This is a genomic window from Sporosarcina sp. resist, from assembly GCF_014302295.1.
In the GTDB taxonomy this organism is placed as follows: Bacteria; Bacillota; Bacilli; order Bacillales_A; family Planococcaceae; genus Sporosarcina; species Sporosarcina psychrophila.
Genome location: NZ_CP060287.1, coordinates 668,090 through 685,562 on the forward strand (window position 1 = coordinate 668,090; position 17,473 = coordinate 685,562).

Sequence of the window (17,473 nt, forward strand, 5' to 3'; positions counted from 1 at the left end):
TATGTTGGTTCTTTTTCTTTGGATATACCACGTCAGGTAATAACTTTTTTATGATAGTGGAGGTGTATATGATGAAATACGCCGGAAGGGGAATAAGTGTCTCGAAATGAATCCCAGCAATTTTTTCATAATAAGGTGTTAAGTACTTTGTGTTGTAAGATGCTCATCGAATGCATCAATAATTTGAAGGAAGTGATCCGCTTCACGGTAAACGTGGTCAGCAAGCAAAGCGGGAATGTTGCTCTTTATTTTACATGCTTCAATTAAATCTCTTGCCGTCTTTTTGAAATCGCGTAACGATACGACAGAAACGCGATTTTGGTCAAGAAAGTGTTCTAAAAGCGGTTGAGTTTCTGACTGAGGACGCATGTGATCCAAATCTTGTGCTTGGAAAAGAAGTTGGTCGAAATCATGGCTAAATTCTCGAGCTTGATCGACAAGTTTTCTTTCGGATGGGTCTAATAGATGGCTGATGAATTTTGAGTGATCCGCCATTATTTTTAAGAAAAACACATTCTCTTTAATAATTGCCTCAGGTAAAGGTATCAGCTTACCTTCATTTAATTCTTTCAATCGCTTAGCAAAATAAGCCGCCTCTCGGCTTGTATGATCAACTAATAAAGGAATATTATTGGACACAATTTGGCACCGTAATATCAATCCCAGTACTTTTCGTTTATATGCCCAAATAGAAGCTGCCGCCTGATACACTTGAATGTTTAGTTGTCTAATTACATTCGGATCTGTTGTTTCGTTGTAATTGCTAATTTGTTCTTCAATTCGTTCAAATACTGCAATAAATTGCTGTGCTTCTCGAATAAGTTCTGTATCATCTGCAGTAAACCCGAGACTTAAAAAGAAAGCGTGTTCCTTCATAATCCGTGACCAAAATCGGATCTCATCCAATGATTGTGTTACAAATGTCGGAATCGGATATTCACTCCTCTTATAGTGTCGATGCTATCTACTGTATTCGGAGTAGGATGAATCCATACTGCTTTCATATTTAATAATTAATACTCAGGGATTAAGCAATGTGTTATTGCTAGCTAACAGCAGGTTCCATCACAGTTATTGTCCGGTTAACTGTATTCATATTCAAGGTTGCTCCAATAGGTATTGTAGCTTTATAAATGCCATGTCCAGTTGCTAGATTGGACATGAGTGGTTTACCTAAAGGTACTAGAAAATCGTTTATAAGATCGTTATAGGACTTTCCATATGCATCTACACAATTTGTACATTCCCCCATTATTATCCCTACACAATCATCGAACTTCTTGGCTAATAAAAGATGATTCAAATACCTGTAAACTGTGTTAATCGGTTCATGCGTTTCTTCAAGTACGATAATTTTTCCTTCCGTATTGATTTCAAAAGAAGTTCCTAACGTACCGATGAAAGATGTGAGATTGCCTCCGACAACGGGACCGGTAACGTTTCCGGGAACTAAGCTTTCGAGGAGCATACCAGGTGGATTATTTATTAGCCAAGGCGCGGTTAATGTTGTGGTTGCTGAGAAGAATTGATTGAAATTATATGCCGGAGTATTTGGATTGAAGTCTAGCAGGAGAAGGCTGTGAAATGAAATTAAGTCCGCATATTCGTACAGTACATTTAGTAGTACTGTAATGTCACTGTAGCCTGAGACGATTTTCGGATTTTGAGAAATGATAGAAAAGTCGAGGAAGGGGAGAATACTTGCTACACCAACGCCGCCCCTTGAAGGCAATATCCATTTCACTTCTTTATTCTGAAACATGTTCATCAAATCCGACGCCATTTGTTGGGGCGTCGCTGCGAGGAATCCATTCGATGAATAGACATGCTCGCCTACAAGTACTTTAAACCCCAAATTCCGTAAAGTTGTTATTCCTGCATCTATTCTACTTGCTGCCAATGGACTCCCCAACGTAACAATCCCAACAGTATCTCCTGGCTGCAAGTGAGGTGGTTTTATAGCCATATTTTACAGCTCCCTTTTAAATGAAATAGGATCATGTGAATCCTTGTATTTATAAGAAAAGAAATAATTTATGTTAACAAATGAATACCTATATAAACTGAGTGAAGGCGCCTTCCAAGGGGCAGCCGAAGCGAATTCATTGGGGTTCTTTATTTCAATCTATATATTCCGCACTGCTTATTTAGAATTAACTAGGTGGTATACCTCGCAAGTATAACGAACGAATCTAGCGACAAAGCGATGTTGGAAGAACAATCTATTTGTTAAGTGCCGACTATCTATAGAGATTTTTATTGGAACTATTTGTATCTTTAAGCCTAGTAAGAATTAACAGTTGCAGGACCTTCCGCATATGCTATAATAAATAAAAAGAATGATTAGAATAGTTAGTATTCATCATTTGGTCTGAGGTTATAATTATGGGGGAGTTACAGAAAAAGAAGCTATTATTCGTCTTTGTAAGTATATGTATGCTACTTCTAGTTGGTTACGAGGCACGACCTTTTCATCATGTAGAAATGAATGGAATGATTAGTGTTGCGCACCGTGGCGCTTCTAATTTTGCTCCAGAAAATACGCAGTCAGCTTTTCGAAAAGCATTAGAGCTTGGGGCAGACTTTTTAGAATGTGATGTGCACCTGTCGAAAGATGGAGAGTTAATCATTATGCATGATGACAAAGTGGACAGGACAACAAATGGTTCTGGCTATGTGAAAAACTTCACGCTTGCCGAATTGAAAGAGCTAGATGCAGGAGGGAAATTCCATTCTTCATTTGCCGGAGAAAAAATCATTACTTTAAATGAATTGCTCGAAGAATTTTACGGGGAAACTGGTTTATTAATAGAGATTAAGAAGCCATCGATGTACCCGGGTATCGAAGAGCGAGTAGTGGCTTTGTTGGGTGAATATAATGATTTGAACAGCATTATTGTTCAATCTTTCGATATCGAATCGATGAGGAAAATGAACACGTTGCTTCCAGAATTAGAGGTGGCCCTACTCATAAAACCATCTATTCAATCTCTGTCCTCTCAAAAAATAATTGACCTGACATCCTTTGCGACATATATTAACTTTAATGTCTCATATGTCAATAAACGTGAGATCAATCAAATACATAATCAAGGTGGAAAAGTATTAGTTTGGTCTACGAAAAATCGAGGATGGGTGGACAAAGCTTATCAATACAACGTTGACGGCATCATTACAGATTTTTCAATTTGGCCAGTCGAGGGCCCCATCCAGCTGGTGCAAGAGTAATCCACATCTGTTCCTTGGGAAAGCTGCCGTGATTATTGTAGCCGAAAGCGATCCAGGAACGTACTAGTCGACATAAAGACTTTTGCGCCTAGCTTACCTGTATGTTGTGTAAGAAAATGGTTAATCAATAGACATGAGAGTAATCCATAGTATGAAAAGGAATCTAGTACTAGCCAATTGGGGCAGTACTGGATTTTATTATGGTCCAGCTCATAATGCGCTTCCTTGACAATGAAAAACAGGAGCCATACACTTATGAGTAGAAAAGATAGTTGGAGGATAAAATGACAAATAATAATTTCATACCAATCATTATCGGAACAGACATGAATGCTTACAACATGGCGATCTCATTCCATGAAGAGTATGGTATCAACCCAATTCTAGTAGGAAAAGAATCTTTATCATTCACCAGTTTAAGCTCAATTATAAAGACGATAGAACTCAATCCAAAACTGCCTGAACAACAAGTATTCGTGAGCTTCTTGAAAGAGATTGCAGAGAAGTATGCGGAGCCAGGGAAAAAAATGCTGCTTATCGGAACAAATGATCTTTACGTCCGGATGATTATTGAAAATGCGGACGAGCTGAAAAGTCATTTCGTGTTTAATTATATTTCGGAACCACTTATGAACGATGTGCTTGTTAAATCGAATTTTTATAAGTTATGCGCAGAACATGGTATTGAAGCACCGGCTACATATTACTATTCTTGTCGGGATGAAAAGCCATTCTCAGAAAAGGTCATGTTCCCAATCATTATCAAACCAAGCAACGGTGTCGAGTACTATAAGAATCCGTTTGCAGGCATGGAAAAAGTGTATAAGGTCGATTCCTACGATGAAGTCCATAACGTTATTACAACGATTAAAGCGGGCGGCTATAGAGAGGATCTCATTATCCAGGACTATATTCCAGGGGACGATACATACATGTGGGATTCCGTATTCTACATGAACAGTCATGGAAAAGCTGAGCTGATCACTTTCGCACAAGTCGTGCTACAAGAGCATACCGTCACTGCGATAGGGAATTATACAGCGCTTATTACTCGGTATAATGAAGAGATGATGTTGAAACTAAAAGGCTTCCTTGAAGCATTGAACTACGTCGGTTACGCGAACTTTGATTTGAAGTATGACGAACGGGACGGTAAGTTCAAAGTGTTTGAGGTGAATATACGACAAGGACGATCAAGCTACTATATTACGGCTTGTGGACATAATATGGCGAAGTATCTAGTCGATGACGTCATTCACGGTCAACAGAAAGAGCTGACGCTACTGAATGAAAAATTCCTATTCACTGTCGTACCTAAAATCGTACTGAAGAAATTTGTGTCGAACCAAGAAGTACTCAAAGATGTGAAAGCATTGCTTAGAGCTGGGAAATACGGCAATCCATTGTTTTATAAAAAAGACCGTCATTTCAAGCGTAAGCTGTATTTATTCGCTAGACAAGTTAATTACTATCGTAAATATAAAAATAGTACATGGTAAAACAATCCCCTATGCGATATGCATAGGGGATTGTTTATTTCGACTTATAAGTGCTGTGTGTTATTAAGATTCCACTATCGAATCTAGCTGCATGCTGATCACGCTTAGACTTCCGGCGGACTCTGCAATCATGGCGATCATTTTGCTTTGTTTTTTTATTGATGAAGTAATATTTTCTACGGATCTTGCAGTTTGCTGAGAAACATCGGATGAGTTTTGGACAGCAATCGATATCGTATGGTTTTGTTCGGTCACTTTTTTTAATTCATCATTTAAAGTATCGATTGCTTCAATGGTTTGTGTAACGGCTTGCCGAATGGCGATAAATTCTTTTTCCGTTGCTTTAACGGATTCATCAAGCTGCCTGGAATGGGAGATGGTTTCCGTCATTGTCTGGATGGTCTTTTCTGTTTCGTGTTCAATGCTTGCGATCATTTTTTGAATTTGTTGTGTTGAAGTATTTGACTGCTCCGCTAATTTACGTACTTCACTAGCAACGATAGCAAACCCTTTCCCATGCACTCCCGCCCTTGCTGCTTCTATACTAGCGTTTAATGCCAATAAATTTGTTTCTGAAGAAATACCTTTAATCGTTTCGGTTATCCGGGAAATATCCAATGTTTTATTATATAGTGCTGAAATGCTTACACTAATTTGGTCTGAGGCGTGTAAGGATTTTTCATTGGATTGTTTAAGCTGTGCAACCATCTCTGCACCTTGTTGTGTGGCCATTTCTGAATTTGTTGTCACTTGACTAATGATCTGATTTTGTTGATTCATCATATCAATTGAATCGTTCATCATTTTCACTCGGTTGCTGACGATTTCCATATCTGCGACCTGATGTAATACTTCGTGTGAAATGCCAAGAATGGCGCTGTTGATATCAGCACTGGTGGCTGAGGTTGCTTCGGAAATGGCTGTAAGTTCTCCGGCAGACATTATGACGTGCATACTTGCATCACTAACTTGTTGGAAAAGCACCTCATTGTCATTCGAAAGGCTGTGAATGACCAAATGCAGCTTTTTAATGTCATCCGGTGTATTCGAACAATCTATTTTCGTTAGTGATGAAGCCTCCAACGCGGTTTGTGCCAATAACGTAAATGTTTTTCCAAAAGTTAAATAGAATGCCAGTATGCTCATAATTGTAAGTACGCCAATGGCTAAATAGGCAAGAAGCAAGCTTTCCCATTGTGCAAAAAGAGAGGCAGCTCCTCCGACGGATAAAACAAGGACACCATGGACGACTACTAATTTCATGAATAAGTAACTCTTTGTAAGCATTTCTCTCACTCCAGACTTTTTTCCCGTAAGGCAAAGTAGTTATATACTATCAGGCAGAGTTTGTGAAAAAACGGTGTCAGACGTGGAGAAACCGGTGCCTGACACCGCTAATGATTACTTTTCGATTAGCTTAAATTTTTGCCAAGGATGAATCTGATCTAGTAAAAACTGTTCCTCTTTGTCAACTGTTGCAACAATATTTGTGTTTCCACTGTTCTCCATAGGAGAGAGGGCAATATGGAGTTCACCTTTGTAACGCTCATAGCCGGAATTATCGATTGTGACACTTCCACGAGCAATTGTATCTGTATCATGAGCTGGGAAGTCATGTTGTTGATAGAGAACACGACTTTGCGTAGAACGGATAACATAGGCGGAAACATCTCCACGGTTGAAGTGTGGATTTTCTAACGCAATTTCTTTCTCCATCTGTGAAGTTTGTTCTTTAAAGTCCACCTTTAATTCTAATAAATAGCGGTTGAGCAAGGATAAATTTTTTAACTCCTCCTCTGACGCAAAAGCATTACCGATAATCAAATCATCAATGAGATTTGTTTGGAAGAAATCCTTTGCTTGAACATCAATGGGTAAAAAGCGATGCTCCTCAAGAGTTGGAAGGCCTTCTTGGACTGGCCACGGTCCAAACTCTGCATCTTTTGAAGAAATCATAGCTGCTGTACGGATGCCATTTTCTTTATATTGGGCAGAGCATTTGAGGAAATGTTCTCTTGATAGGCCCGTGTAACGTCGAGGATAAAAGTTATGGCAACCAATTATTTTTTGCTTGTTCGGTTGATAGGAAAGAATATTTTCAAGGTATTTCGTTCCTTGACTCATATTCAATTCAATGGAAAGTCCATAGTCATTGAAAGACATAACGCTTTCTTCTAATCCTGAAAAACCGAGGTCAAGCCTAAGCCCAGACAGACCAAGTTCCTTAAAATACGATAAATCTTTATAGGAAAGATTTTTTTCTTCGAAAACCGATGGACTGACATCGGCAATAACTTCAAACTCGAGTTCGTTTGCCTTTTTTAAAAGAGTTTGCAGTTGTTGGGTATCTTGTTCATCCGTTGCGGACATTAGACAGGTGAACATACGTGTGAAACCATAGAAACTAGCTTTTTCCATATAGTTGACGAGTTCTATTTCTGTCCCATACTGTGGATAAATTGAAATTCCGAGCTTTCTCATTTACACTAGTGCCTTCATTGAAAACTGTGGTAAATAGGCTTGATTGACTTCTAGTATCTCATCTAACAATAACTTAGCTACTTTACTGGAAGGAACAAACGGATTAGTTGTTAAGGCAAGCAACGCTTTTTGTTTATTTCCGGTCACAGCAGCTTCGATTGTTAATTGTTCAAATGCTTTTATCTGTTGGATTAAGCCGTTCAATTCAGGAGGGAGTTTACCAACTTGAATGGGCTGTGGTCCTTCACTATTAACAGTACAAGACACTTCAATAACAACATTATCCGGGAGATCTGTAATGGTTCCATTATTAGGGACGTTCACCGTATGAATGGCATGGTCATTGGTAACAATTGATGAAATAAGAGAGATGGCTGCTTCTGAATAAAGTGAACCGCCTCGTTCTTCTAATTCTTTCGGTTTGACGTCTAAATTAGGATTCTTATAGGTTTCAAATAATCCTTTTTCAATGATTTTAACTTGTTCAGCACGTGTTCCTCTGAGTTCGGCTGCTTCTTTTTCTTCAATCAGCATTTCATCCATCATGTAGTAATAACGATGATAGGGGCATGGCAAAGCATTTAACGCTTGTAAAAACTCTTTATCCCATGGCGCATCATGAATGTTGCGCATATTCATATTGCGTCCCTCAGCGATGCGCTCGATAAGTGTACTCATTTTATCCTCACCGTTGACGAATACCTTTGTTGCATAGACAAGGTGATTTAATCCGGCAAAGGACATGTTTAGATTATCTCGATCAACTTCTAAAATAGTTGCAGTCATTTGTTTCATATTAATAGGCACATTACAGAGACCGATAGCTTTGACAGACGTGTACTTATGAATTGCTTCTGTTACTATTCCTGCTGGGTTGGTAAAGTTAATCAACCAGGCATCATTTGAATATTGCTCAATCTCTTTACAAATATCGAGGATGACGGGAATCGTCCGAAGGGCTTTTGCAAATCCCCCAGGTCCAACAGTTTCTTGACCAATTACATCGTATTTTAGTGGGATACGTTCATCACTTGCCCTTGCATCAAGACCACCAACCCGAAATTGTGTTAATACAAAATCTGCATTTGTAATTGCTTTAACACGATCAAAGGTAAGTTCAATCGTGATGGGAAGACCGCTTTTTTTAATCATTCTCTTTGCAAGAGAACCGACAATTTCAAGTTTTTCTTTTCCCGCTTCAATATCAACCAATACGATTTCATCTGCTTTTATTTGAGTCGCCCGAAGAATAATACCTTCGATTAGTTCAGGTGTATAGCTACTGCCACCACCGATTACCGCAATTTTCATAGTTGGTTCCTCCAATATCTATAATATTTGTATGAATTTTATAGTCAAAAATAAAAGGGGGGAGCAATCACTGTATTAACTCGATTTCTCCCGAATGATATTATTTACAATTCAACTTTTCCGGCAGCTATTCATCGCTTCATATAAGGCGATAAATTCACCTGCAAGATCTTTAAATGTGATTGCGTTCATAAGATGATCTTGTGCATGAATGAGCAGGAGAGAGGATTCTACTTTCTCACCACGAATTTCTGACTGTATTAAAAATGTTTGAACACGATGTGCATTGCTCATTTCCACATTTGCTTTTTCAATCAATTCGTTAGCCTGATCGAAATTATTTTCTTTTGCAGCTTGAATCGCCTCGAAGGCAGTGCTTTTTGCATTCCCGCTATAAAGAATGATCTGCATGATTTGTTCTTCTAAGTTCATAACTGCTCACTACTTCCTACTTGAGATTAATGTTTTTTCTTCTGGTTGTAATATAGGCCCATCTTGGACTGATAATTCATTTTGTTGTTGACGAGAATCAGCTTCATCTTGTAATGCCAGTTCTTCTTGAAGTTTTTTCACTTCAATTCTTTCCGCAATTTTAACAAATGGCAGATAAATTACTACTGAAATGATTAAGTTAACAGCGGCTAATACAGCCCCTTTCCAAGATCCTGTGGCCAAAAACCCACCAATAACAGGTGGTGTTGTCCATGGGATGAGGTTAACCGTTTTTGGAACAATTCCAGTTGCAATCATAACGTAACTAAAGATTACCAGAACTACTGGCGTCAAGATGAATGGAATGATTAACAATGGATTTAACACAATCGGGAAACCAAATAGAATTGGCTCATTAATATTAAATAGACTTGGTCCCGCACTCAAGCCCGATATGTTTCGATAATGTTTATGACGACGGCCTGCAATAAACACCGCAATGATCAAACCAAGCGTTGCACCTGTACCCCCTAAATACATAAAGGCATCAAAAAATGGTTTTGTTACGATATAAGGAATTTCTAATCCAGCTTCAAATGCTTTTATATTTGCTTCAATTGCTGGTAAATAAACCGCTTGCATAACTGGCTCCATAACATTTCCTCCATGAAGTCCAAAAAACCAAAGAACATGGATAATCAATGCAAGAACAATGGCCGACCCAGGTGTGTTAGCCAATTTGGAGACTGGCTCCTGTAATGCATCGAAGAATGCTTGATGGATATCAGGCATGCCTGCTACTAAAGTAAATACCTTAATTAGACCAAATATACTTATTGCAATCATAGCTGGGAATAGAGCTGCAAATGATTTTGCTACCGCTGTCGGAACGCTAGGAGGCATCTTCATTACGAGCCTCTTATTGCCAAGTAATCTCGTGAAAATCTCAGTTGAAACGAGTGCTACAATAATAGCGATAAATAATCCTTGTGAACCGGCCCAAACTAATGGTAATCCTGAGCCCTCCGCAATGGGCGTTGTAATCGCTAGTAAAGAAGCAAAAGAGACAACCCCGGCTGACAGACCGTCCTTATCGTATGAACGGGCAAGTTGATAGGAAATTGTGAAGGCGATAAGTAACGAAACAATTGCGAATGTCCCCGTCCAAACGGCCCCACCAAATTGCTTCCAAGCATCACCGCCAAAAATCATCTCCATAAAATTCTGGTATGCTTCAATCGGCAAATTATTGATAAGCGTAACCATTGAACCAAGAATCATTAATGGCATGATAATAACAAAGCCATCACGAATGGCAGCTAGGTGACGTTGAGCCCCAATACGACCACCAATTTCCATAAACTTATCCATTTTTCCGTTCATTTTATTCTCCCCTTTATTCTTCCTTGGAATAAGAAAGAATGTATTTTTAGTTGATTATTCCGTTAATTTAAATTAAAGATCAGAAATTCGACAAACCTCCGAATCTCTCCCCATATGATCTTCGTATCACTGGAAAAGCTTTTAGCCTATGATTATAGCAATGCAAGCGCCTTTGCAAGAACGGATTCGCCATTCATTGTGCCGTAATCGATACTTTCGATAACTTGAACTGGGATGTTCTTTCCTTCAACTGCTTTTTCAATTTTCTTTTTTAGATAACGCACTTGCGGTCCTAATAGTAGAACGTCAATTGAATCGAAGTGTCTACTAGACTCCGCTTCCGATACAGCAAAAATTTTAACATCCATAGCTTGAGCCTTTGCTGCCGATTCCATTTTTGTCACTAGTAAGCTAGTTGACATTCCTGCAGAACAAACGAGCATGATGGTTTTCATAGTCTATTCCTCCCCATTTCCTCTTTTTATAATTCAAGTAAATAGTGTTAGCCGTATATTTACTTGTACGTCTATTTAATATGCAAGAAGCGTGCCGACTTTTTTTGTGTAAACGCTGTCTTTTTGCGCCTTTTACGTTACACACATAAAAGTGAGGTGTGTAAACGTTCACACACCTCACTTTTTTAGGGTACCTATGTTGAGATACGATTGTTTTCTACAAACATTTTATAAATATGCATCTGTTCACTTTCTGCAAAGGTAATATCATATTCGACTTCTAAGCTATATAAGATAGTTTTCACAATCGCGAGCTTGTCTGCATGCTCTTGATGAAACTTTTTTGGACTAGGGAATGGACGTGCTGGTTGATTTAATCTCATATTTTCAATGAGAAAGGCTAAATGGAGGATAATGCCCGTATCGACCCCAGTATCCAGTGTGATGCTCAATTGCAATTCAAGTTTAATCACGGTTTTTTGCAACAGTTGTATTAAACGAGAGACAGAGGGAATCATTTTAAAGTGATTTTCAAGTGCTTCTACCATCTCGCTATAGGGTTCATGATTACCAATTAAATTTTCTAATCTTTTTAAATGATGGTCCTGGAAGATTTCAATCGGTGAAAAGTAAGGGATATTGAAGTATTCGAATTGGACAGTCCCTGCAATCGCTAATATATTATAGTCCTCTAGTAATTGATCGATTTTTTCTGTGAAAGATTGCCGATGAAGAAATTGTAAAGTAATAAGTTCGATATTTTTTCCTTTTACAACTTTTTCTAACTGTTCTTTAATCATTTTAGCGACACCATCGCCTGTGAAACAAGCTGTAATGATGGCTTTTTTGGATGGTTTCGGAAGGGATGCCGACGAACTGAACTGATTTTCAAGTAATTGCTTACTGCTATGATATATATCTTCCAAGCTTCTTCCTAATGAAGCTTTTCGAACCGCTTCCATTACTACAGGTGTACTTGCCATTGATACTGTTTTTGTTTTTATGCCCATCTCTTCAAAAATCATATGGCCAAAGGAAGAAAGTGAGCCCATATCTACAAGGAATAAGACTCCTTTTGTCGGTTGTAGATCATGTATTGCACCTTTGATAAGGTCATACATATCCCGTGCATCCATTGAAAGTGGCATATCAAAAGCCTTCCCGAGTCGTACGCCTAATAGATCCTGAACAGTCATTAACATACTAGTTGCAGTCGAGTTTCCATGCATAACGACGATAATGATGACCTTGTGTTCTTGGGTATACATGTTTTCTTCTATTTCGGGTACTAAAAACATGGTGATAAAACCGATTTCGTCAAGTGGAATTTCTACACCGACTTCATTTCCTATCATTTGTGCAGCTTCAATGGCGACTTTAAATTCTTTTGGATATTTTTTATGAATTTTATTTAAATTGGGATGTGAGATCAAGTTGTTCTGTTCGATTCGCTCAATTGTTCTTTGTAAATGAAGTGCAAAGGCAAATTTCATTTTCTTCTTAAAGGAACGATTTAATTCTAGTTCTGCAAAGTGGAAAATCTTATCAGTGATCTCCAAAATTTGATTATTAACCATTTCTTTTAAACCAACTTGTGGTAAATGGTCAATGTATTCATCAAAATATTGATTGAAATCAACAAGCAATTCTGTTTGAATCTCTTTATCGTTCTTACCCTCTTGGTGGAGTTGTTTTAACTTGTTCTCCATATTTTGATAAAGATTTTCCTCGTGTTCTTGGTCAATATACTCAGTACTTTCATCTTTATGGGAAAACGTGAAAACTTTCTTTTCCGTATCAATGAGTCCATCCATTTTTTCTCGATATTGTTTAACGTCCAGTAATCCTTTTTGGACATGGATTGATAGGTCATTCTGCCGAATTAGGATGCTCGATGTTTGATTTGATATATAATGCAAAAAAGATTTTGCGCAAGCGAGTTTTAAATCACGCTGTAATTGACCAATGTTAGCAGTCGTACGATAAAGTAAAAATGCGGTTAGTGCATGCCTTTCAACATAGATGGTCTCATTCAAAGATCCTGACTCCTGGATAAGAAAGTGCTCGATTAGCTGATAACGTTCTTCAAATTGGCGCTCCTCTAATGAGGGCAATGTTATCGTCATCGGAATCCTTCTTGTGAAAGTTTCAAGTAAATAAGATTCCGTAGATTCCGTAGTGGCCCCGATGATTTGGACAGAAGCGGTTTTCGTTTCCTCACTATCCCCTAAGCTTCGAAATTCCCCTTTATCGATGAAAGTAAATAGCATTTCTTGGCCTTCGGGAGGTAACCGATGAATTTCATCTAAAAACAAGACCCCTTTATCGGCTTTTTCGATTAGCCCTATCCGATTCTCAGTGGCCCCTGTAAAAGCCCCTTTTTTCACTCCGAAAATATGTCCGAACAACAGCTGGGGATTTTGAGCATAATCCGCACAATTGAATTGAATGAAAGGGGCATTCTCTTCGATACATTTTGACTCAAGAGAATAGTTGTACATAATTTTAGCGAAAAAGGATTTTCCAGTGCCTGTTTTACCTAGAATTAAAGTGTGCAAACCCCTTGGTGGATAGTGGATTGCGGCTTTCGCTTGTTGGACGGAAATTCTCAAACTTCCTTCCGTACCGATTAAGTGAGAAAACGCATCGTGATTGGGTTCTGCATATTTTGGTTTAGGCAATAACTCCTTATAAAAATAGAGGATTGGTTTCCCGCTAGTTTTTTCAATTAAACCATCTTTGTAAAGTTCATTTAAATATCTACTGACATTTGACCGATCAAGTTGAAGGTGTTCGGCTACCTCGATGGCGGAGACACTACTTTTTACTTTTTTAATATAATAAAAAATATCGTCTTTACGGCCCATATGTATTCCTCCTCAAGCGGCTACATTGTTTCAACTAATATGAATAGTTCGGTATTATCTTTATTTCTACCATGGTATCACAAACAAGTTCAATCAGATAGAAGACTTGAACCAAGTTTCATTCCACCTACAATTGGAGTTTCAAGCGAAGACTGGGATTTCAAAAGGTCTAGTAGCCTTATACCGAAACAAAAAGACTTCTCGCGTCTGGCTTTCTAACGAAGGTGAAACAGGAGATAGGTACTTATAACTAATAGCGGTAGTAATGGATTGAAATGATAAAGGATACTTTTGACCTTATAGTTGCTAAAATAAATGATCTTTACAATTGGATGATTAGTAGATGGTTGAGTTGTCTGAATTATTGCTATATAATTATAAGGAAAGGGGGATGCTTGTAAATGAGGAAATACTTGAGGGAGTTCGGCGCTTTTCCTGACATTGCTGTTATGCTGCTTATTTTGATAGTTTGTGCTTCATTAACCGTTCCACATGTACTCCATCTTTGGACGTGGGTTGCTTTAGTCTTGGGAATGCTGACATATGCAACAAGTGAATACATGGTTCACCGTTTTTTATTTCACATTAAGACTCCAGAAAACCCGTTTATGCTGAAGATGATCAAACGGTTACACTATGATCATCATGTCGATCCGGATGATTTGAAATTATTGTTTCTGCCGTTATGGTTCAGTATTCCGGGATTTATCATTTATGGACTTATTGTATTCCTAATAACGGGGAGCACGAACCTGACGGCGTCATTCGCGACAGGCTTAGTGGCTTACTTCCTCTATTATGAATGGAAACATTATATTGCCCATAAGCCAATACAGCCCCGTACGATAATGGGGAAAAATATTAAGAAGCATCATCTTTTGCATCATTTTAAAAATGAAAATTATTGGTTTGGTGTCACCCATACTTCATTCGATAAAACGCTTGGAACCTTTAAAGAAAACAAGGAAGTTGAAAAAAGTCCGACCGCACGTAATTTGGAAAACAGGGTGTAAGTACAATACTCGTTTCCCTGGTTATTGCAACTAGGGAAACTTAACATGTTCTCGCAACGTATTAATAGTAAGAAACATTTCAAGAACATGTCTTGCTTAGTGAGAGAGGTCTTAGAGAGCAGAAAATGAAACGCAAATTTTTCTACGAAGATTGGAGCAAAAAATATGGAGTTAGAAAAATTTATGGCAACAAATTTCCCAAACTTAGTTCTTACGCCACCATTGTTTTATAACTGGGACATTGGTATTCGATTTGAATTAGGAGTGGACTGGAAAAGGGAAGAGAATAAAGAAGGTAGTGTCTATCTTAGAGGAGTTTACGACAGGGCTATCACTTTGTTTGAGTCTTTACACCAAGAGGATGAAGAGATTTTAGTTGTGGTAAATGCACATGATTACGGAGGTAAATGGGCGTTCCGTGGGAAATTGAATTTGTTCTCACGGTATGTACGGGATAAGTCTGTTCTGTACAAATTACAGCATAAGATGATTCCTTACATAATTCCCGAAGACGATGAAGACGGTAAATACAAAACACATCTCTTTATTCTTAAATGTAAAACCTCTGACATTAGATACGTCTCCCTCTTAAAAGCCATATGCAATACTGATATGGGAGTAAAACCGAGTATTAATAATCGAGTCTTTTTTATCAATGTGAAAAATGAAACCATCTTCCATGTGTATGATGACAGAGGCTGTGATTTGGTGGCTAAGTCCCCGGAAGCAATTCGGAGTATCTATGCGAAATATAACGATTGGATATTGGATTATGATAGGGAAAAGATTGATAAAGTATTTAATTGAGTAGTTCGATTCGAAAAGCGATACTCTTAATTGAAGATTCTTTGCGTATAAAAAAGGACGATACCATATTGGTATTCGTCCTTTTGATATTTTTTTGAAATATCACGTCTGTTGATTAACCAAAAGTAACCAGTGAATAACATGATCAGCTACTGAGCGCTACGTGTATAGTTGACTTTGGATTGAATGACTTCTATACGATTACCGAGATGTCTGGATGTATAGGGAATCGTATGGTGGTCCTTTATCCCGCATTAACGGGCAGTAAGACCCCACTTAAAGTATTCAAGGACACAAGAAGAATAAGTGGGGGATGAAGAACCCCCCTCTGATTGAAGATTAACTTTATCTGTCGTGCTCCAAATCCATAAGTACTCGTAGCGCTGAATCTTTTTTGGACGAAAGAATAGCGGGGCTTCTTATCCGGATAAAAGCCGCCAAAGATGTAATTTTGGCGGCTGATTCTTCCAATATGGTTTTTACTTTTTTTGGTGAAGAACTGTCGCTTTCTATAAGATATTACATGAATTAGATACATACTCTTTACTAAAAGTAAGCAAGGAACGCATTGTACGACGTGCAAGAGTGCCCGAAATTGCATCTTCGGGCACTTACACTCTACATAGAATGTCATCTATTCTTTTCTTCCAAAACTACTGCATTTTTCACTTGAATAGTATAGGTACGCGACAGGATTACCGAAAAAAGTGTGGCTAGAAGTGACTCTGTCACTTCTAGCCACACTAGGATCCCTCAGTAAATCTGTCATGAATAGTTAGCCGAAAGCGGGCCGAAAATAGTCCAGTGAAAATCAAGGTCATCAAGCCCTACTCACCAGACGTGTTGAAATATATTTCTAAACAGCGAAGTAAGCTTCGATGATTAACTTTGTCGTTTGTTCGTCCATCTCCAAATGCTTAACATCAGTTCCTTCAATAAGTTGCTGCGTGTTATTGTCATCGAAATTGAATGAGCGGGATAAGTAGGCATTGAATACACTAATCATGCCGTTCAGCCTCTCTTCCTCAGCTGTCAGCATTCCAGGTTCTGCGTTCTCGATGATTTCCAACTGTTGAAAATCAAGTGCGTTTTTGATGAGAGATAGAAGATCGTAATTCGTCGCAGGCGAGGGGTTTGTAATGTTGTAAATCTTGCCAGCCTCCGCTTTACTTGCAGCCAATGCTAAAATATCAGCGACGTAATTGACTGGAACAAAGTTCGATGTTGCGTTTTTACTTCCGACGACACGGTAAATCACATCAGCCTTGTCAGAAGATCTAGCGATACGACGCTTGAACACATCAAGTGCCCGCATAAAACCGTAAAGCGTGAACTCGGAATCGGCTTCGCCTGTTTCTGAATCACCAACAATAATTGAAGGACGGAATATTGATACATCCATACAATCGGAATAGGATAGGGCAAGGTGTTCGGATTTTACTTTGCTCTCTTCATAAGGATTATGAACGTTTGCATCGATTGGATAGAGTAATTCTACACCATGCGCACGTTTCCCAACAGTGTAAGCAGTGCTGATATAAATGAATTGATTTACATTAAATAGTTTGGCCAATTCCAACGCGTTTTTTGTACCTTCGTAATTGACTGAAAAGAGCTCTTCACGTAATTCTTCATCGAATTTCACAAGAGCTGCGATGTGATAAAACAGGTCGACTTTGCCTTGTAATTCATGAATGACATCGTCAGAAAGTCCGAAAAGCGGTTGTGTAATATCGCCGTTTAAAAGTTGGATTCTGTTCGCGGCATCCCCTGAGAGACTCGCGACAAGTCGTTGAGCTTTGTCCATATCCCGAACGAGTACAAATAATGTATGATCAGTCGTTTCTAGTAAGTTATTTAGTAATTTACCACCAAGAAAGCCAGTAGAACCCGTTAAGAAAATCGTCAACCTAAATCCCTCCATGAATAGGACAGAAATTATCTCCGTCCAATTGCTATTCTAATTATCGCATATATGGTTGCTTAAGTGAAAAATT

At 38.4% G+C, this 17,473-nt stretch carries 14 protein-coding genes; 4 read left to right on the forward strand and 10 right to left on the reverse strand.

All coding sequences use genetic code 11. The features are described from left to right. Positions 1 to 138: 138 nt before the first annotated feature. Positions 139 to 876: a DUF2935 domain-containing protein gene (locus H7992_RS03265; protein ID WP_082786792.1), complete on the reverse strand. Its 738-nt coding sequence runs from the start codon at positions 874 to 876 to the stop codon at positions 139 to 141. A gap of 169 nt (positions 877 to 1,045) precedes the next feature. Continuing rightward, complete coding sequence (locus tag H7992_RS03270) at positions 1,046 to 1,966, reverse strand: S66 peptidase family protein (RefSeq protein ID WP_187046630.1); 921 nt, start codon at positions 1,964 to 1,966, stop codon at positions 1,046 to 1,048. A 419-nt stretch (positions 1,967 to 2,385) separates the two neighbouring features. On the opposite strand from H7992_RS03270, the gene H7992_RS03275 reads away from it, so the two are divergent. Beyond that, complete coding sequence (locus H7992_RS03275) at positions 2,386 to 3,228, forward strand: glycerophosphodiester phosphodiesterase (protein ID WP_067205712.1); 843 nt, start codon at positions 2,386 to 2,388, stop codon at positions 3,226 to 3,228. Positions 3,229 to 3,512: 284 nt separating this feature from the next. Continuing rightward, a complete protein-coding gene (locus H7992_RS03280; RefSeq protein WP_067205715.1) occupies positions 3,513 to 4,727 on the forward strand; it encodes a carboxylate--amine ligase in 1,215 nt (404 codons plus the stop codon). A gap of 63 nt (positions 4,728 to 4,790) precedes the next feature. Here the strand turns inward: H7992_RS03280 and H7992_RS03285 are convergent, their stop codons facing one another. The 7 genes from H7992_RS03285 to H7992_RS03315 all read right to left on the reverse strand — a co-directional run bounded on the left by H7992_RS03285 (position 4,791) and on the right by H7992_RS03315 (position 13,656). Continuing rightward, positions 4,791 to 6,014, reverse strand: a complete 1,224-nt coding sequence (locus H7992_RS03285) for a methyl-accepting chemotaxis protein (RefSeq protein WP_187046631.1) — start codon at positions 6,012 to 6,014, stop codon at positions 4,791 to 4,793. A gap of 114 nt (positions 6,015 to 6,128) precedes the next feature. After that, the gene (locus tag H7992_RS03290; RefSeq protein WP_187046632.1) at positions 6,129 to 7,208 is read right to left on the reverse strand and encodes a DUF871 domain-containing protein; all 1,080 of its coding nucleotides are present in this window, start codon (positions 7,206 to 7,208) and stop codon (positions 6,129 to 6,131) included. Further along, complete coding sequence (locus tag H7992_RS03295) at positions 7,209 to 8,519, reverse strand: 6-phospho-beta-glucosidase (RefSeq protein ID WP_156475950.1); 1,311 nt, start codon at positions 8,517 to 8,519, stop codon at positions 7,209 to 7,211. Positions 8,520 to 8,630: 111 nt separating this feature from the next. Further along, positions 8,631 to 8,951: a PTS lactose/cellobiose transporter subunit IIA gene (locus H7992_RS03300; RefSeq protein WP_067205725.1), complete on the reverse strand. Its 321-nt coding sequence runs from the start codon at positions 8,949 to 8,951 to the stop codon at positions 8,631 to 8,633. 9 nt (positions 8,952 to 8,960) lie between these two features. Continuing rightward, positions 8,961 to 10,334 carry a PTS sugar transporter subunit IIC gene (locus tag H7992_RS03305; RefSeq protein ID WP_187046633.1) on the reverse strand — a complete coding sequence of 458 codons (1,374 nt, stop codon included), beginning with the start codon at positions 10,332 to 10,334 and terminating at the stop codon, positions 8,961 to 8,963. Between the two features lie 152 nt (positions 10,335 to 10,486). Beyond that, complete coding sequence (locus H7992_RS03310; protein ID WP_067205726.1) at positions 10,487 to 10,789, reverse strand: PTS sugar transporter subunit IIB; 303 nt, start codon at positions 10,787 to 10,789, stop codon at positions 10,487 to 10,489. Between the two features lie 194 nt (positions 10,790 to 10,983). Continuing rightward, positions 10,984 to 13,656, reverse strand: a complete 2,673-nt coding sequence (locus H7992_RS03315; protein ID WP_187046634.1) for a sigma-54-dependent transcriptional regulator — start codon at positions 13,654 to 13,656, stop codon at positions 10,984 to 10,986. Positions 13,657 to 14,057: 401 nt separating this feature from the next. Between H7992_RS03315 and H7992_RS03320 the strand changes: the two genes are divergently transcribed. Both H7992_RS03320 and H7992_RS03325 read left to right on the forward strand, forming a co-directional pair. Beyond that, the gene (locus H7992_RS03320) at positions 14,058 to 14,669 is read left to right on the forward strand and encodes a sterol desaturase family protein (protein WP_187046635.1); all 612 of its coding nucleotides are present in this window, start codon (positions 14,058 to 14,060) and stop codon (positions 14,667 to 14,669) included. A gap of 165 nt (positions 14,670 to 14,834) precedes the next feature. Further along, positions 14,835 to 15,476 (forward strand): DUF3885 domain-containing protein, encoded by a 642-nt coding sequence (locus tag H7992_RS03325; protein WP_187046636.1) that lies wholly within the window; start codon positions 14,835 to 14,837, stop codon positions 15,474 to 15,476. A gap of 856 nt (positions 15,477 to 16,332) precedes the next feature. On the opposite strand, the gene H7992_RS03330 is transcribed toward H7992_RS03325, so the two are convergent. Continuing rightward, positions 16,333 to 17,385, reverse strand: a complete 1,053-nt coding sequence (locus tag H7992_RS03330) for an SDR family oxidoreductase (RefSeq protein ID WP_187046637.1) — start codon at positions 17,383 to 17,385, stop codon at positions 16,333 to 16,335. Positions 17,386 to 17,473 lie beyond the last annotated feature (88 nt).

Excerpts from the sequence above, each read along its gene's own strand:
- H7992_RS03265 (WP_082786792.1), bottom strand. The coding sequence starts at position 876 with ATGAAGGAACACGCTTTCTTTTTAAGTCTCGGGTTTACTGCAGATGAT.
- H7992_RS03270 (WP_187046630.1), bottom strand. The coding sequence starts at position 1,966 with ATGGCTATAAAACCACCTCACTTGCAGCCAGGAGATACTGTTGGGATT.
- H7992_RS03275 (WP_067205712.1), top strand. The coding sequence starts at position 2,386 with ATGGGGGAGTTACAGAAAAAGAAGCTATTATTCGTCTTTGTAAGTATA.
- H7992_RS03280 (WP_067205715.1), top strand. The coding sequence starts at position 3,513 with ATGACAAATAATAATTTCATACCAATCATTATCGGAACAGACATGAAT.
- H7992_RS03285 (WP_187046631.1), bottom strand. The coding sequence starts at position 6,014 with ATGCTTACAAAGAGTTACTTATTCATGAAATTAGTAGTCGTCCATGGT.
- H7992_RS03290 (WP_187046632.1), bottom strand. The coding sequence starts at position 7,208 with ATGAGAAAGCTCGGAATTTCAATTTATCCACAGTATGGGACAGAAATA.
- H7992_RS03295 (WP_156475950.1), bottom strand. The coding sequence starts at position 8,519 with ATGAAAATTGCGGTAATCGGTGGTGGCAGTAGCTATACACCTGAACTA.
- H7992_RS03300 (WP_067205725.1), bottom strand. The coding sequence starts at position 8,951 with ATGAACTTAGAAGAACAAATCATGCAGATCATTCTTTATAGCGGGAAT.
- H7992_RS03305 (WP_187046633.1), bottom strand. The coding sequence starts at position 10,334 with ATGAACGGAAAAATGGATAAGTTTATGGAAATTGGTGGTCGTATTGGG.
- H7992_RS03310 (WP_067205726.1), bottom strand. The coding sequence starts at position 10,789 with ATGAAAACCATCATGCTCGTTTGTTCTGCAGGAATGTCAACTAGCTTA.
- H7992_RS03315 (WP_187046634.1), bottom strand. The coding sequence starts at position 13,656 with ATGGGCCGTAAAGACGATATTTTTTATTATATTAAAAAAGTAAAAAGT.
- H7992_RS03320 (WP_187046635.1), top strand. The coding sequence starts at position 14,058 with ATGAGGAAATACTTGAGGGAGTTCGGCGCTTTTCCTGACATTGCTGTT.
- H7992_RS03325 (WP_187046636.1), top strand. The coding sequence starts at position 14,835 with ATGGAGTTAGAAAAATTTATGGCAACAAATTTCCCAAACTTAGTTCTT.